The organism is Azospirillum brasilense (assembly GCF_003349955.1).
Classification (GTDB): Bacteria; Pseudomonadota; Alphaproteobacteria; order Azospirillales; family Azospirillaceae; genus Azospirillum; species Azospirillum brasilense_B.
The window spans coordinates 72,192-87,484 of sequence record NZ_QLKQ01000007.1 but is presented as its reverse complement, the minus strand read 5'-3'; the positions used below and the strand labels follow the sequence as shown (position 1 = coordinate 87,484).

Genomic DNA, 15,293 nt, shown 5'->3' with positions numbered 1-15,293 from the left:
GGTTATGAAGGGTGAATCCGCAGCCGGAACGAGCCCCGGAAAAAAATGCGGCCCTAGCCATTTTGGTATCGACAAGCCCCGGACCCTTCGTTATAAACCGCGCCACACCGGCCGGGACGACGGCTTGGCCGGACAGGAACCCTAGTCGATACGGTCAGGCACCCCCTGACGCAGAGACGAAGGCTCCGGTGCCGGTGTGAACGCGAAGTGATGGGCGCATAGCTCAGTTGGTAGAGCAGCTGACTCTTAATCAGCGGGTCCAAGGTTCGAGTCCTTGTGCGCCCACCATCACTTTCCGGACCGAAAGGGATCGTTCCCAGGACCCCTTTCACGCCGCCGGGTGTTCGATGCCCGGATGGGAATGGGCGCATAGCTCAGTTGGTAGAGCAGCTGACTCTTAATCAGCGGGTCCAAGGTTCGAGTCCTTGTGCGCCCACCATTCCCAGGACAGCGGCATGACAGAGACGCACACAAAAGGGCTGCCCTCGGGCGGCCCTTTGTGCGTTTGGGGTTGCTCGCGTTCGGGGCTCTGCTCGCGCCATCAGCCCTTATCGGCGGCGGGCCGGCGGGGGACGAGCAGGTTCGCGGTCATCTGCTGCACGGGCTCGCCGTCCTGGTTGAGGGTGGTGGTGCGCACGCGGGCGATGCCGCGGTCGGGGCGCTTGGCCGACACGCGGACCTCCAGGATCTCGCTTTCGATGCGCAGGACGTCGCCGGGGCGGGTGGGCTTGGGCCAGCGGATGTCCTCCACCCCCATCCCGACGAAGCCGCCGGCGAGCGCGCCGTCCCCCGTGACGATCATCCGCATGGTCAGCCCGGCGGTGTGCCAGCCGCTGGCCGCCAACCCGCCGAAGACGCTGTTCAGCGCCGCCTCGGGGTCGAGGTGGAAGGGCTGCGGGTCGAACTGCCGCGCGAAGGCGACGATGTCTTCCTCCGTCACGGTCACCGGGCCGCCGGTGAAGCGGTCGCCCGGGGTCAGGTCGTCAAGATAGCGCATCGTTGGGCGGACTCCCGTGGGTGGCTATACCGTCGCGTTGCGTTAACCTTTGCGGGGCGGGAACGAAAGCGATACCTGCCACGTAAAAATTGCAAAGCAGCCGGGACGCAAAATGTCGGGCCGGAAAACGCCCGTGGGCGAAACGCCGATGCACCGAACACGCCGGGACGCAAAACAACGACGCCGCAGGGCGGGCCTGCGGCGGTCTGGTCCGGTCGGGGGTGGCGGGTGTCGCTTATTCGGCGGCGGTGCTGGCCATGCGGCTGCGCACGGAGGGCGGCGGCTGGTTCCCGCGATAGTCCTGAAGCCGCGTGGCGCGCAGGCCCCGCATGCCGTGGCTGTCGATCAGCCGTTGCCAGGACAGGAACTCTTCCACGGACAGGGTGTAGCGGCGGCACGCCTCCTCGAGGCTGATCAGCCCCGAACGCACGCCGGCCACGACCTCCGCCTTGCGCCGCATGACCCAGCGCTTGGTGTCCGGAGGGGGAAGATCATTTTCTGTCATCGGCCGTCCTGCTGGACCGATGACCGACGCTCCACTGGAGCCATCGTCGCTCATTTCAAGCTCGCGAGATGACATGCGCGGACGCTCCACCATCAGCAGTGTATTCCACGATTTGGTGGTAACCTACCCCTTCTCCGCTTAACAAAAGCCTAAACGATAGGGTTAATGTTTTAAGCATAAAAGGCATGGCGCATAGGCCCATCCGGACCCATGCCCATGCCTTTTCCCATGCGTCTGGACGACGCCTATGAGGGTGAGGGCGAGACCCTCAGTACACCTTCGAAAGCTTGGACAGCGGAACCTCGAGGCTGCCGACGGACATCACCGTTTCGCCGTCCTTGTTGGACCCGATGCCGTTGACCGTGCCGAAGGTGAAGGTGGTCGCCTTGATGATGTCGTCCTTCTTCTCGGACACCGGGGCGATGTTCAGGCGGTACTGGCCCGGCTGGACGGCGTTGCCGCCATCGTCCTTGAAGTCCCAGTTGACGACATGCTTGATGCCGGCGGTGGTCTCGCCGGTCATCGACCGGACGATGCGGTTCTTGCTGTCCAGGATGTCCACGCGCACCGACTTGGCGGACTTCTCCAGCTCATAGGCCAGCGGGGCCGCGGTCATGCCCTGGGTGTAGTCGAAGCTGTCGCCCTCGAAGGTGACCGTGCGACCCAGATAGGCGAGGTTGGTCGAGTTGGTCGAGGCGTTCTGCAGCTTCAGCAGCTTGTCCAGGCGGCTGTTGGTCCCGATGTTCTGCTCCACGTTCGCGAAATCGACCAGCTGCTTGGTCATGTCGTTCGTGTCCATGGGCTTCAGCGGGTCCTGGTTCTGCATCTGCGTGGTCAGCAGCTTCAGGAAATGCTCGAAATTGTCGCCCAGCCCCTTCACCGCTGTGTCGAGCTTCTGCTCGTCGGCGGTCTTGGTGGTCTTGGTGGTGGTGTCGGTCTTCGTCTTGGTCTGGTTGGTGTTCCAGCTGCTGCCGTAGTCGGTGTTGGTGGTGGCCATGGTCGTCGTCCTTCGCTGGAATGGCTGCAGCTGGTCTGAATCAGGCTTGGATGTCGACGCGGCCCGGGGCCAGCGTCAGGGTGTAGGCGGCCTGCGCATCCTCCACCTCTCCGCCGCCGCCGAGGCTGCGGCCCCGCCGGCCCGAGCCGCCCTGCCGTCCCGAGTCCTGGAACGACTGGCCGCCTTCACCGCGCAGGCTGAAGTTGAGGCTGTTGCTGTCCGCCTTCAGTCCGGCGTCTTGCAAGGCGCGTTCCAGATTGCGGCTGTCACGCTGCAGCAGTTCGAGGGTCTGGGCCTTCTCCACGGCGACCGACGCGGTGACCCGCCCGTCCTGGCCGATTTCCAACTTGATGTCGATGCGGCCCAACTCGGCGGGGCGCAGGTTGATGGTGAACTGGTCGTTGCCGTCCGACACGTTCTTGCTGATGTGGACGGCCACCTGATCCTGCACGCCCATCGGCAGGCCGGCGGACCCGCGGGACGGGCGAAGCTGGGCGGTGGTCAGCCCCGCATCGACACCGCTTGCCGTGTGCACCCCCTCGATCCCGGCGAAGACCGGGTGGGTGGGGGTCGCGGGGTGTGGCGTGCCGTCGGCCGGCGGCGGCGTGTCCGCGGCGGCGGTCAGGAACGCGCTTTGCCCAGCAGGCTTTGCCGGGTCGGCAACCGGTGCCTGGGGGGCCGGTGGTTGCGCCAAGCCGGCGTTGCCGCTCGGGTCCTGGTTGCCGCGGTTGCCGGCGTTGGCCCCGGCATCGCCGTCCGCCCCTGTCCGGTTCGCGCCCTTGGCCTTGGCGGCGGCGAGATCGGTCAGGGATTGCGGCAGCGGCGCGCCGTCGTCGTTCGGCAGGTCGGCGATGGGCAGAGCACCGGGGGGCGGGGCGCCGGAGGACAGCGTGTCGGCGGCCTTCGCCGGCTTGTCCTTGGTGGCGGCATCCTGGGCCTCGGCGTGGGGCGCGGGCACCTCGATCTGCGGGCCGTCGGTCGGAGCGGCCGGCGCCGGCGCGGCTCCCGCCAGCGCCGCAGGCGCTTCCGTGGCCGGCTTGGCCGTGCCCGCGGCCTTCACCGACTCGTCGGCGGCCTTGGCCTTGCCGTCCGGATGGGGAGCGCCGGCGGCCGCCAGGGCGGCGGCCAAGGCGGCCTCCGCGGCGGCGTCCGCGGCGGAAGGAGCCTTCTCGCCGTCCGGAGTCGGGCTGCCGGACGGCGTGGCCTCGACCGGGGCCGACAAGGCGACCGCGTCGTTCTCGGTCGCCTTGTCGGCCTCAGCGCCGTCCGGCGTGCCGACGGCGACCTGGGCGACGGCCAGCGAGAGGGCAGCCTCCCTGTCGGTCAGGGTGGCGGATTGGTCGGCGGTGACCAGCTCCACGGTGGTCTCGGTCACGGTGACGGTCAGGTCGAGGATCACGGCATCGCCGTTCCCATCCTCCGCGGCCTGATTGCCGGCACCGTCCTGGGCGGTGCCATCGCCCAGCGCGCTGCCGGTTTCGTCCGACGGAAGCTCCTCCGCCATGTCGGCGAGAGCGGCGGTGCCGGTGGGCTCGGGCTTGGCGGCGGCGTCTTCCTGCGCGGTCTTGGCGCTGGCGGCCTTCGCATCCTTGGCCGCGGCGTGGTTGGCCGCGGCGGCCTCGCGCCGTTCGGTGCGCGTCGTGTGGGCGGAGTCGCCGGCCTTGGCCGCATCGGACGCGCGGGCGTCTCTGCGGTCGGCGGCGCGCTGGGCCTCGTCCTTGCGGGCGGCGCGGGCCTCGGCCTGGGTGGTCGCTTCGGAGGCCTGGCGCGGCTTGGCGGGCTCCGCGCGGATTGGGTCGGGGCGGGACGGCGGGTTGCGTTCCGCCGCCTTGCGGGCGGCGGCCCGATCGGCGGCCGCCTGGTCGGCCGCGCTTGCCGTGGCGTTGCGCCGATCCTGGGCCGCGCTCTCCGCCTGAACCTGATCGCGCTTGCGGGTGGCGGCCTCGCTGATCAGCCGGTCCATCATCGAGGCGAACTTGTCGCTTCGCGGAGCCGTGTTCTGGCTGGACGAGGTCTGACCCCTGACCAGGCTTTCGAACGCGGTGGGCGCGGTGTTCGTTTGGATGGCCATGGAACGGGTTCCCCGAAGCGGACAGGTGCACCCCTTCCAGAAGCAACTAACGGGCCAGTTTCAGGCCGGCGCCGGTGCGTCGGACCGTCGTTCCGCGCCCGGCAGTTCCGTCCGCCGGCCGGCAAATTCCGCCGGGTGGCCGGCGCTTCTTGCCGGACCCGGCAACGCCGAAGGGCCGCCCGGTCGGACGGCCCTTGCTGCGGATGTCGGTGACGCCGGGAGAGGCGTCAGAGACGGGTGTTGAGGGTGGCTGAGGTCGACGGCCCATGGCTCGGCGTGACGTAGGTCGCGCGGGGCGGAACCGGGGCGGTGCCGTAGGCGGGGGTGGTGGTCTGCCGGGCGCGGTTGATGGCGCCGACCACGGTGTCCACCAGGATCTTCTGCGCCGCGCTGTTGCGGCGGAGCGCGTCGGCGTTGGCGGCGGACGCCTCGTACAGGCCGCGCGTGGCCTCGCGCAGCGCGGCCTTGGCCTCGTCGGGCAGGGCGGCCATGCCCTCGCGGTCCACGCGCAGCAGGCGCGACACCTCTTCATAGACCAGCATCATCGGCTGCTTCTCGCGCCCCAGCCGGGCCAGCTCGGCGCTGGTGCAGTGGCGCATCACCGCCTCGGTCTCGCGCGCCAGATGGGCGCTCAGCCGGTTCATCAGCTCGACCAGCGCGACCGCGCGCTCCTCCGCGTTCTTGGGCAGATTGGCGGCGGGAGCCTTGGACGGCTGCGGGAAACGGACGTCGACCTTATCCATGGGTGCCCTCCTGTGCGCGCAGAAGCTCGCGGTAAACCTGATCGGCGATGCCGAACCCGCCGCTGCGGGACATCTGCTTGCCGTATTCGTTGGTCAGCATGGAGCGGAACATCTCCTCGGCATGGCCGCCGCCGAAGGTCTGGTCCACTTCGATCCCGTCGAACATGTGGCCCAGCATCTGGGAGACGAAGACGCTCTCGAACTCGTTCGCGGACTGGCGGATCTTGGCGCGGATCGCCGGGTCCACCTTGCTCTCCGCGCTTTTGGGGCTCTCCGCGCTTTTGGGATCGACCAGATCGGTGCGCACCGCCGTCCGGAAGCTCGCCTGCGCACCGGGCTGGGCGTTGCTCTGGGCGCGCTCGGCGGCCGCGGGCAGGCGCGGAGGCGGAAGGCCGGGAAGGGAAAGCGTCGTATCCATCAGATCACCTCGATCTCCGCCTGCAGGGCTCCGGCGGCCTTGATCGACTGAAGGATGGCGATCATGTCCCGGGGACCCACGCCAAGCGCATTCAAGGATTGTACCAACTCCTGGAGCGTCACCCCGGAATTCATCACGGCGAGACGGTTGTTGGACTGGTCGTCCACCTGGATGTCGGTGCGCGGCACCACGGCGGTCTGGCCCTGGCTGAAGGGGCCGGGCTGGCTGACCTGCGGCGTCTCGGTGACGCGGATGGTCAGGTTGCCTTGGGCGATGGCGACGGTGGAGATGCGGACGTTCTCGCCCATCACGATCACGCCGGACTTCTCGTCCACCACCACGCGGGCGACCTGGTCGGGGGTGACGCGGAGTTGCTCGATCTCGGTGATCAGGCCGACGATGTCGCCGCGCCGCGCCTCCGGAACGCTCAGCAGGACCGAGGACGGGTCGGTGGCCTGCGCGCGGTTGCCGCGGAGCTGGATGTTGATGGCGGTGGCCACGCGCTGCGCCGTGGTGAAGTCCGGGTTGCGCAGCGACAGGCGCAGCACCGGCAGCTCGGCCAGCGAGAACTGGATCTCGCGCTCGACGATGGCACCCGAGGAGATGCGGCCCGAGGTGGGGACGCCGCGCGTCACGCTGGCCCCCTGGCCCTGGGCGGAGAAGCCGGACACCGCGATCGGCCCCTGGGCCACGGCATAGACCTCGCCGTCGGCGCCCAGCAGCGGGGTGACCAGCAGCGTGCCGCCGAGCAGGCTCTTCGAATCGCCCATCGCCGACACGGTGGCGTCGATGCGCGTGCCCTGGGCGGAGTAGGGCGGCAGGGTCGCCGTCACCATCACCGCCGCCACGTTCTTGGTGCGCAGGTTGGTGCCGCGGGTGTTGACGCCCATGCGCTCCAGCATGCCGACCAGGCTCTGCTCGGTGAAGGGCGAGTTGTTGAGGCTGTCGCCCGTGCCGTTCAGGCCGACCACCAGGCCGTAGCCGATCAGCATGTTGTCGCGCACGCCCTCGACGTCCACCATGTCCTTGATCCGCGCCGAGGAGGCCGAGGCCGGCCCCGACAGCGCGAGCAAGGCCGCGGCCAGGGCAGCCAGCATCGCGACCGCGCGCAGCAGGACGGCGGTGCGCGGCATGGTGGCACGGGTCAGGGCGGTGGCGGTCATGCGGGGACACTCCTCAACGGGCTGTCCCTTCCTATACAAACAGCGTGCCAGAGCCGCGGATGGCAGGCGAAGGGCAGGATTGGCAAGGGGAAGCGGCGCCGCCGGATGAAAAGGCCGGAAATTGGCACCGCGCCGGACCGCTTTATGTCACGGAAGCGGGGCAATTTTTGCCCGATTGCGGCAAACCTTGACCGGATGTTAAGGTGCTTCCATCTAGAGTATCGCGCTTTTCCGAAACCGGTTGCACGGAACATGAAAGTCGAAGGCCCCGGAAAACTTCGCGGCAGCAGCTCGGTCCGGCGCACGGGGAAGGCCGAAGGCTCGTCCGGTGCGTCCTTTTCCAAGCAGCTCGTCGGCGAGACCAACACCGCCCAGGGCGTCCATGCCGCGGCGCCGCTGGCCGGCATCGCCAGCGTGCTGGCGTTGCAGGAGGTGGACGACGCCACGGCCCGCGCGTCGCGCGGCAAGATGCGCGCCGAGGAGATGCTCGACAAGCTGGAGGAAATCCAGCACGGGCTTCTCGCCGGCACGCTTCCGGCGCAGAAGCTGATGGACCTCGTGAAGGTGGTGCAGTCGCGCCGCGTCCATGTGGACGATCCGCGTCTGGCCGACATCCTCGACCAGATCGACCTGCGCGCCCAGGTCGAGCTTGCGAAGCTCACCCCCTGAGCGCGGTTTCCGGCCATAGGACCGGCTTTTCGGCATCGGCCGTACGGCCATCGCCGAACCTTTCACAAAACTTTGCTTCTCCAAGGGCTTGTTCGCGCTTCGATAGGCGAAGCGCGGGGTTGCGGTTGCCGATGCGCCTACCTATACTCCGCGCCGCCCGGATCACCCTTTTGCGTTGGATGCTCTCGGATGTCGTCTCCGCTTCTGCCTAAGAACTACACCCCGTCGGAAGACGAGGAGTTCATGAATCCCGTGATGCGGGAATATTTCCGCCAGAAGCTGCTGCGCTGGCGCGCGGAGCTGCTGGCTGAATCCAGCGAGACCCTGAGCAGCCTTCAGGAAGGCGGCATCCAGGAACCGGACATCGCCGACCGCGCGTCGGCCGAAACCGACCGGGCGCTGGAACTCCGCACCCGCGACCGCGAGCGCAAGCTGATCTCCAAGATCGACGCGGCGCTGGAGCGGTTGCAGGATGGGTCCTACGGCTATTGCGAGGAAACGGGGGAGCCCATCTCCGTCCGCCGCCTCGACGCCCGTCCCATCGCGACGCTGAGCCTGGAAGCCCAGGAACGGCACGAGCGCATGGAGCGCACCCAGCGGGACGATTGACGCGGCGGTTGCCCGCGTCTCCGGCCGCGCCTTGGACAGGCCCCCTCCGATCCCGGCGGGGGCTTTTGTCCGTTCGGGGACGGTGTCGGGGTGAATGTCCGACGGCGTGCTGAGGGGGTTGCGGCCCGCCCCTCTGTCGGGGCTTGGTTCGCTCGGGCCGGCCGCGGGCCCGCTGCAAGGAACCGTCACGCTACCGGTTCCGGCCGGCGCCGGCCAGCCCGGGAAACGGCTTGCCCCTCTCTGCCGCCGCGCCACCAAAAGGCGAGCGTCTTCCGGTGACGCATCGCCTTGTGGTGTGGTGCTTTCGCGCGTCCGCCCGTCCGCCCGGGTCGGTTCTTCACAACCCGATGGTGCGGGTTGCCAGAACGGCCTGTTGACGGTGAAATGGATGTCCTGAAGCGGATCGAGACATTGCAGGCCCTGGTCCGGGAGGCGCAGGCACGCAGGACGCGCCTCCTGGACCGATCCCATGAGCGCCTGCGCTCCGCCGAGAAGGCGTTGGAAGGGTCTCACCGCCTGCTGAAAGGGAAGCCCCATGACCCAGGCTCATCATCCCACGAACCACCCTGAGGCGCGGACCCCCGATGCCGAGGATTGGCGTCGGCGCAGCGAGGTGCGGCGCAGCCGGGCCGAAGAGGCACGCGCCGGGGCTGAGCGGATGCGGGAGGAGGCCGAAGAGGAGCGGGCGGCGCATTTCCAGCGCCATGTCGAAGCGGAAGGGGCCCGGCTGATCGCGGAAGAGGGGCGGATCACCGGAGAAACGCGGCGCCAGGAAGCGGAGGAGGTGCGCATCCTGGACGAGGAGCTTCGCCAATCCGCCGAGATGGCCCGGTTGTCGGCGGAGGAGGCGCGCCTCTCGGAGGAGCGGGCGCGGCGGCTCCATGAAAGGACCCGGCGTTACGCCGAGGAGGCCCGGCTCCATGCCGAGCAAGCGCGCACCGACGCGGAGCGCGTCCGGGCGGTGAACGAGGAGCAGCGTCAGATCCTTGAGGAGATGCGGGAAACCGTCCGGCGTTACGAGGCGCTTCTGGCCGGGGGCGGGTGACGGGCCCGGCGCAAAGAGGACCGCCCCCTTTGGAATGATGGCCGCTGCTGCCCGGTCCCGCTCTCCAGAAGCGTATCCTTTCAATTCTTGAGGGACGCATCACGCCGCCAACATCCGCCATTGGTCATAAACTGTTTTGAATTTCCTTTTCACACCCTCTTTGGTAGAGCTTGATGGCGGGTGTAAGCGCCTCGGTATGCCCAACAACGAGTCATGGCGGTGCCGGTCCTGATTCCGACGCGGATCGCAACGTCGGGTGCGGGCCGGTGAACGCCGAGCGCTGAAGGGCAAGTCGAGCGCTGGCAAGATGGTCATTTGATAACAAGAGGATCGAGAAATGACACTGAGGTTTTCCGAGCGCATCGGTTCAAAAAGCGGCGATACCATGGCGGCCTCGAGAAATACAGTGTTTTTCGGTCTGCAAGGCAATGATGTATTTTACGGTCAATACGGGGTTGATTTCGTTTTTTTCCTTGGGGGCGCTGGAAACGATACGTATTCGCTTCAAACGTCGGGAGCGATTGTGATTGCCGATTCGGATGGTTCTTTCGATCAATTGATCGCATCGGGAATCGGCGTCAGCAGACCGACGACGTACGCGGCAACGATCGATGGACGCCATTTGGTGGTCGGTGACACGAAGTCCGGTCAGTTGGTGTATGTCCTCAATTATCTTGATCCCCGATTCAAGATCGAACAAATAACTTTGTCCGATTCGGTCCATTCATATGACAGTATTATTTCTTTGCTTCCCAAGGCTCCAGGTTTTCTTGGGAATTTTTCATGGGAAGCGTTTACGGATCGGATGAACATTGCGCGTCTGAACACTTCGGATATCAACGAGGCGTTGGGCTACTACCTGAACCGAGAATCCCTGCTCCAGACTCGAGCGACCATCGACTACAGAAATGATCCGACCAACCGTGTCGCCATCACGACCGGCGGTGCCAGTGTCGAGACTACGATGGCCGCTTATTACGGTCCGGTGGCGGGGGTGGTGAACCAGCACATTGGCACCGCTGCCGGCGAAGCGATCCGGGGCTCGAGCCAAGCCGATTTCATCAACGCGCTGGAGGGCGATGACGCGATCGACGGGCGGAATGGCGACGACGTCCTCGACGGCGGTTTGGGCTCCAACTTCCTGACCGGCGGCTGGGGCACGGACACATTCTTCGTCGACGGTCGCAGCGGCGGCGTGACCTGGTCCACCGTCACCGACCTGGAGGCGGGGGAGTGGGTGACCGCCTGGGGTTGGAAGGAGGGAGTCTCGAAACTGACTTGGCAGGAGATGGGTGGCGCCGAAGGCTACAAGGGCGCCACGGCTCACATCGACCTGGATGGCAACGGCAGCATCGATATGAGCATGACTGTTTCCGGCCAATCCTCCGGTTCGATCCTGACCACTCCGGGCCAGGTCGAGGGCAACGGATATCTCGCTTTCGGTCTCAAGTAGAAAAAGCGGCCCCCCGCTGTCATCGAGCGCAAAGCCTGACACATCAGGCTTTGCGGTTGCCCAACCCGCCGCCACGGCCATCGCGCGGCCGGCGCTCTTCCGCGATCTGGGCATCGGATCGTGATGCGTCGGAAGGGATAGCCATGCCTCCCCATGCACCTTGCCGGTGCAGCCGGCTTGCGTGTGCCCGGCGCGGCGCAAGCCCAGGCCGGCGACGACACCCGCTCAAGCGCGCCGAGCGTCCGGGGCCGTCGCCGCGGACGGGACGGTGCCAAGCTCCGGGTGGGTAGGGAAGGGGACGGCAGAAGGCGCCGGGCGGCAGAAACTGCCTGCCCAGCGGGAGCGGCGCGTGACTGGGGCGTGGCGCGACCATCGAAACACGCCCGTGCCGCGTCCGTGTCGTTCTTCGTCTGCGTTTCCGCTCCGTGTCCCCTGACCGTTCTCAGAACGGCATGATGATGTCGAAGAGCTGCTGGCCGTAGCGCGGCTGCTGCACGTCGGTGATCTGGCCGCGTCCGCCGTAGGAGATGCGGGCCTCGGCGACCTTTTCGTAGCTGATGGTGTTCTGCGCGGTGATGTCCTCGGGCCGGATCACGCCGGTGATGATCAGGTCGCGCACCTCGTAGTTCACCCGCACCTCCTGCCGTCCCTGGATGACCATGTTGCCGTTTGGCAGGGACTGGGTGACCAGGGCGGCCACCTTCAGGGTGATCTGCTCCTTGCGGTTGACGGCGCCCTTGCCGTCGTTGGAGGTCGAGCTGCCGACGTTCAGCAGACTGCCGGCGTTCGCCCCGTCGGGCAGCACGCGCTGCAGCGCCTGGCCCTCGAAGCCGAAGAGGCTCGGCATGCCGGCCTGCTCAGTGTTGTTGCGGCTGCGGGTGGTCTGGTTGTTGATCTGCGCCTGGTCGTTGATCTGGATGTCAACGGTCAGCAGGTCGCCGACCTTGGCCGCGCGCTGGTCCTTGAAGAAGGCCTTGGCGCCGGTCCGCCACAGCGAGTTCGGGTTGCGCTCCGTCGGCAGGGGGGTGGGCATCGGCAGGCTGACGGGCTGGTAGCCGGGCTGGGCCTGCGGGTCCTTGATCTTGGTGAGTTCGGGAGCGGAGCCGATGTCCGACACGCGCGACATGGCGTTGCAGGCCGGAAGGCCGGCGGCAACGGCGGCGAGCAGAGCGAAGCGGAAAGCGGTGCGAGCGGTGCTCTTGGGGGCGGGCATCTTGAAGGCGCACATGGAGCTTTCTCCTTACTTCGCGATGACGCCGGGCTTTGCCACGGCGACGATGTTGGGGCCGGCGACGGTCGCTTCGAGGATGCGGTTCGACTGGGTGTTGATGACGCGGATCACGTCGCCCCGGCCGCCGTCCTGCAGGGCCTTGCCCTGGGCCGACAGGGTCAGGTTCTCGGTGGCCAGCGTGATGGTGACCAGCGCGCCCTTGTCCACGACCCGCGGCGACTGCAGGTCGCGCAACCGCACGGGCTGGTTCACGGGAACGCCGCGCCGCGGCGTCAGGCCGATGAGCTGGGCGTCGGTGGCGGCGATGTCGCTGCCGGCGAGGTCGGCGCGCATGTCCTGCCAATCCACGTCGCCGGGGCCGATCACGTCGCCGGGCGCGATGCGCCGCGACAGCACCGGCACCTGCACCACGCCATAGGCGCGGCCCGACACCGGAAAGCGCACGACCGGGCGGGTGTCGGCCACGATCATTTCCGCGGCGAAGCGGCCCTGCGCCGGGTTGTAATAGAGGTTCTCCACCGTCAGGCTGCCGGCGCCCGCCGGGGCGCGCAGCTCCACCGCCCGGTTGTCCAGCTCCATCTGGAGGCGGCCCGTGGTGATCTGGCGGGACAGCGCGTCGGACAGCACCGCCTCGACATGGGCCGGGCTGTAGACCACCGCCTGCGCCGCCGCGGGAGCGGCACCTTCCATCGTTTCAGCCAAGGCCGTCCGGGCGAAGGCCGCCGGGCCGCCGGCGAGGGCGGCGGCGAGGAGGGCGGTGCCGAGGATGCGCAGGGCGGGGCGGGACATGGCGGAACTTCCTTGCAAAAACGAGCCTTACGGCGATGCCGACATCAGCGGAGCTGCGAGGCCTGCTGCATCATCTCGTCGGTGGTCTTGATGACCTTGGAGTTCATCTCGTAAGCGCGCTGGGCCGAGATCAGGGTGGTGATCTCCTGCACGATGTTGACGTTGGAGGTCTCCAGCGCGCCCTGCACCACGCGGCCGAAGCCGGGGGCGCCGGGGTTGCCGCCGACCGCCTCGCCCGACGCGCCGGTCTGCAGGAACAGGTTGTCGCCGACGGCTTCCAGGCCGGCCGCGTTGGCGAAGGTGGCGAGCTGGAGCTGGCCGACATTCTGCTGGGCCACTTGGCCGTCCAGCTTCACCATCACCTCGCCCGACGCGTTGATGGCGACGTCCACGGCTTCCGCCGGGATGGTGATCGCCGGTTGCACCGGATAGCCGTCGGCGGTGACGATGATGCCCTCCGGCGACAGCTTGAAATTGCCGGCGCGGGTGTAGGCCGTGTCGCCGCTGGGAAGCTGCACCTGGAAATAGCCGGAGCCGTTGATGGCGACGTCCAGCTTGTTGTCGGTGACGGTCAGGTTGCCCTGCTCCAGCACGCGGGCCACCGCGGCGACGCGCACGCCCGCACCCACCTGCACGCCGGTCGGCACGATGGTGCCGGCGTCCGACGAGGTGGAGCCGATGCGGCGGAAGTTCTGGTACAGCAGGTCCTGGAATTCGGCCCGCTGCTTCTTGAAGCCGGTCGTCGTCGCGTTGGCGATGTTGTTCGAGATGGTTTCGACGTTCAGCTGCTGGGCGATCATGCCGGTGGCGCCGATGGCGAGGCTGCGCATGGTCCTTACTCCTTAAACGCGGTCGATCAGGCCGTGCGGCCCAGCTTCTGGATGGCGCTGCGGATGCGCTCGTGCTCGTTCTCGATCAGCTTCTGGTTGGACTGGTACTGGCGCTGGATCTCGATCAGCGCCGTCATCTCCACCACCGGCTTCACGTTCGAATTCTCAAGCATTCCCTGTGCCACCTTCGTGTCGGCGGGGGCCGCCTGCGGCTCCTCGTCGCTGACGTAGAGACCGGCGCCGACCTCGGTCATCAGCTGCTCGTTGCGGAAGGTGACGATGTTCAGCCGGCCGACCTGGCCCAGCTCGGTGGAGACGGTGCCGTCGCCGGACACCATGATGTCCTTGGTGCCGTTCGGGATGGCCAGCGGCTGGCCGTTGTCGCCCAGGACCGGCAGGCCGCCGCCGTCGACGATCTGGCGCTGGTCGTTCAGGCGAAAGTTGCCGGCGCGGGTGTAGCGCGGGCCGCTGGCCGTATCGACCGTGAAGTAGCCATGGCCGGTCAGCGCCAGATCCAGCGAATTGCCGGTCTGCATCATCCCGCCGGCCGAGAGGTCGCGCACCACGGCGCGGTCCTGCACGAAGCTGATCTGCTCGTGCATGCCCGGACGCTCCAGGAACTCCGTGAACAGCATGCGCTGCTGCTTGAAGCCCGTGGTGTTCATGTTCGCGATGTTGTTCGAGATCACGTCCAGCTGGCGGCGCAGGGTGAGCTGGCGCGACAGGGACACGTAGATCGGGTTTTCCATCGGCGGCCTCTTTCCATTCGGGCCGGGGGGAGCGTCCCGACCGGCGCAAATGGCAATGCACGGCGCGTGCCAGAGCGGGAAGGAGCCGGAGTTGCGGCATGGAGGGCCGGCCTCGGCGTCGGGGAACCGCCTGCCGGGCAAGAACTGCCGGTGGGATGGCAAGGGCTGCCGCCCGGCGCCGGGCAAAAGCGTCCCGTTGCCGCGGCGCGGACGGCGCGCGGGTCAGGACGGCTCCCGCCGCCGGAGACGGCGGGCATGGGGCGCGGAAGGGATCGTGGGAAAGGGGATGGCGGGCGTGGTTCGGGCGTTCGCTCCTCGGTCGACAGGGTTCTCCGGCGACGCCCCAATCAAGAACCGTGCCGCTGTCTGTGGTTGCGCTTCTGTCACAGCCCCGGCCCATGCCTGAAAGGCTTTGTTAACTATCCGAAAGATAGGGTTGCTGGGCTGGTAAGGCCACGCTCCGCCACCGCTCGCGCTTAGGATTCCATGACCGCGCACGCTGAAGACGACGTTTCGACCGATGGCCTGCCGCGCAAGAAATTCAGCGGCAAGAAGCTGGTCCTGTTCGTCATATTGCCGCTGGTTCTGCTGATCGGCGCCGGGGCGGGCGTGTATTTCAGCGGCCTGCTCGATTCGCTGCTCGGCAAGAAGGAGGAGCACGCGGAGGTGCCGGCGGAGCCGGCGCAGCCCGATCCCCACGCCGCCCCGGTCTTCTACGACCTGCCGGACATGCTGGTGAACCTGAACAGCAGCGGCAAGCGTCCGGCCTTCCTGAAGATCAAGATCTCGATCCAGCTCGCGAAGGGCGAGGACATACCAGCGATCGAGCATGTGCTGCCGCGCATCATCGACAACTTCCAGGTCTATCTGCGCGAATTGCGGCTGGAGGATCTGAAGGGATCGGCGGGCATGTACCGCCTGCGCCAGGAGCTGCTGATGCGGATCACCGCCTCCGCCCATCCGGTGAAGGTCAAGGACGTTCTGTTCAAGGAAATGCTGGTCCAGTAGGGGCGGCGGAAACGGG

16 protein-coding genes and 2 tRNA genes are annotated in these 15,293 nt (G+C 67.4%); 7 read left to right on the top strand and 11 right to left on the bottom strand.

The window, feature by feature from the left end:
• The first annotated feature begins 212 nt into the window (after window positions 1–212).
• Both DXK32_RS05100 and DXK32_RS05095 read left to right on the top strand, forming a co-directional pair.
• A tRNA-Lys gene (locus tag DXK32_RS05100) sits at window positions 213–288 on the top strand.
• Window positions 289–363: 75 nt separating this feature from the next.
• Window positions 364–439 (top strand) — tRNA-Lys (locus DXK32_RS05095).
• A gap of 102 nt (window positions 440–541) precedes the next feature.
• Here the strand turns inward: DXK32_RS05095 and DXK32_RS05090 are convergent.
• From DXK32_RS05090 to DXK32_RS05060, 7 genes are all read right to left on the bottom strand, one after another.
• Complete coding sequence (locus DXK32_RS05090; RefSeq protein WP_114857544.1) at window positions 542–997, bottom strand: MaoC family dehydratase; 456 nt, start codon at window positions 995–997, stop codon at window positions 542–544.
• Between the two features lie 235 nt (window positions 998–1,232).
• Window positions 1,233–1,556, bottom strand: coding sequence for a DUF1153 domain-containing protein (locus DXK32_RS05085; RefSeq protein WP_051657784.1), 324 nt, complete (start codon window positions 1,554–1,556; stop codon window positions 1,233–1,235).
• Window positions 1,557–1,770: 214 nt separating this feature from the next.
• Complete coding sequence (locus DXK32_RS05080; RefSeq protein WP_114857543.1) at window positions 1,771–2,499, bottom strand: flagellar hook assembly protein FlgD; 729 nt, start codon at window positions 2,497–2,499, stop codon at window positions 1,771–1,773.
• A gap of 40 nt (window positions 2,500–2,539) precedes the next feature.
• Entirely contained in the window at window positions 2,540–4,570 is a 2,031-nt protein-coding gene (locus DXK32_RS05075; RefSeq protein ID WP_114857542.1) for a flagellar hook-length control protein FliK, read from the bottom strand.
• A 227-nt stretch (window positions 4,571–4,797) separates the two neighbouring features.
• Entirely contained in the window at window positions 4,798–5,313 is a 516-nt protein-coding gene (locus DXK32_RS05070) for a flagellar basal-body protein (protein WP_114857541.1), read from the bottom strand.
• Entirely contained in the window at window positions 5,306–5,731 is a 426-nt protein-coding gene (locus DXK32_RS05065; RefSeq protein ID WP_114857540.1) for a rod-binding protein, read from the bottom strand. The genes DXK32_RS05070 and DXK32_RS05065 overlap by 8 nt, the downstream gene beginning before the upstream one ends.
• Window positions 5,731–6,894 carry a flagellar basal body P-ring protein FlgI gene (locus tag DXK32_RS05060; protein WP_247876986.1) on the bottom strand — a complete coding sequence of 388 codons (1,164 nt, stop codon included), beginning with the start codon at window positions 6,892–6,894 and terminating at the stop codon, window positions 5,731–5,733. Before DXK32_RS05060 ends, DXK32_RS05065 begins: the two co-directional genes overlap by 1 nt.
• Before the next feature lie 252 nt (window positions 6,895–7,146).
• Here DXK32_RS05060 and DXK32_RS05055 point away from each other — a divergent pair, with 252 nt between their 5' ends.
• The 4 genes from DXK32_RS05055 to DXK32_RS32010 all read left to right on the top strand — a co-directional run bounded on the left by DXK32_RS05055 (window position 7,147) and on the right by DXK32_RS32010 (window position 10,670).
• Window positions 7,147–7,563: a flagellar assembly protein FliX gene (locus tag DXK32_RS05055; protein ID WP_014240995.1), complete on the top strand. Its 417-nt coding sequence runs from the start codon at window positions 7,147–7,149 to the stop codon at window positions 7,561–7,563.
• Between the two features lie 189 nt (window positions 7,564–7,752).
• Window positions 7,753–8,172 carry an RNA polymerase-binding protein DksA gene (gene dksA / locus DXK32_RS05050; protein ID WP_035675009.1) on the top strand — a complete coding sequence of 140 codons (420 nt, stop codon included), beginning with the start codon at window positions 7,753–7,755 and terminating at the stop codon, window positions 8,170–8,172.
• 535 nt (window positions 8,173–8,707) lie between these two features.
• Window positions 8,708–9,217, top strand: coding sequence for a hypothetical protein (locus DXK32_RS32550; protein WP_205215649.1), 510 nt, complete (start codon window positions 8,708–8,710; stop codon window positions 9,215–9,217).
• A 337-nt stretch (window positions 9,218–9,554) separates the two neighbouring features.
• Window positions 9,555–10,670: a calcium-binding protein gene (locus DXK32_RS32010; RefSeq protein ID WP_247876985.1), complete on the top strand. Its 1,116-nt coding sequence runs from the start codon at window positions 9,555–9,557 to the stop codon at window positions 10,668–10,670.
• Between the two features lie 442 nt (window positions 10,671–11,112).
• Here the strand turns inward: DXK32_RS32010 and flgH are convergent, their stop codons facing one another.
• Genes flgH through flgF form a run of 4 tightly spaced genes read right to left on the bottom strand, consistent with a single transcriptional unit; the run spans window position 11,113 to window position 14,269 of the window.
• Complete coding sequence (gene flgH, locus DXK32_RS05035) at window positions 11,113–11,898, bottom strand: flagellar basal body L-ring protein FlgH (RefSeq protein WP_247876984.1); 786 nt, start codon at window positions 11,896–11,898, stop codon at window positions 11,113–11,115.
• Between the two features lie 12 nt (window positions 11,899–11,910).
• Window positions 11,911–12,690, bottom strand: a complete 780-nt coding sequence (gene flgA / locus DXK32_RS05030; RefSeq protein ID WP_114857539.1) for a flagellar basal body P-ring formation chaperone FlgA — start codon at window positions 12,688–12,690, stop codon at window positions 11,911–11,913.
• A gap of 44 nt (window positions 12,691–12,734) precedes the next feature.
• A complete protein-coding gene (flgG, locus tag DXK32_RS05025) occupies window positions 12,735–13,520 on the bottom strand; it encodes a flagellar basal-body rod protein FlgG (RefSeq protein ID WP_035675001.1) in 786 nt (261 codons plus the stop codon).
• 26 nt (window positions 13,521–13,546) lie between these two features.
• Window positions 13,547–14,269 carry a flagellar basal-body rod protein FlgF gene (flgF, locus tag DXK32_RS05020; protein WP_114857538.1) on the bottom strand — a complete coding sequence of 241 codons (723 nt, stop codon included), beginning with the start codon at window positions 14,267–14,269 and terminating at the stop codon, window positions 13,547–13,549.
• A gap of 486 nt (window positions 14,270–14,755) precedes the next feature.
• Between flgF and DXK32_RS05015 the strand changes: the two genes are divergently transcribed.
• Window positions 14,756–15,277: a flagellar basal body-associated FliL family protein gene (locus tag DXK32_RS05015; RefSeq protein ID WP_014240986.1), complete on the top strand. Its 522-nt coding sequence runs from the start codon at window positions 14,756–14,758 to the stop codon at window positions 15,275–15,277.
• The last annotated feature ends 16 nt before the right edge of the window (window positions 15,278–15,293 follow it).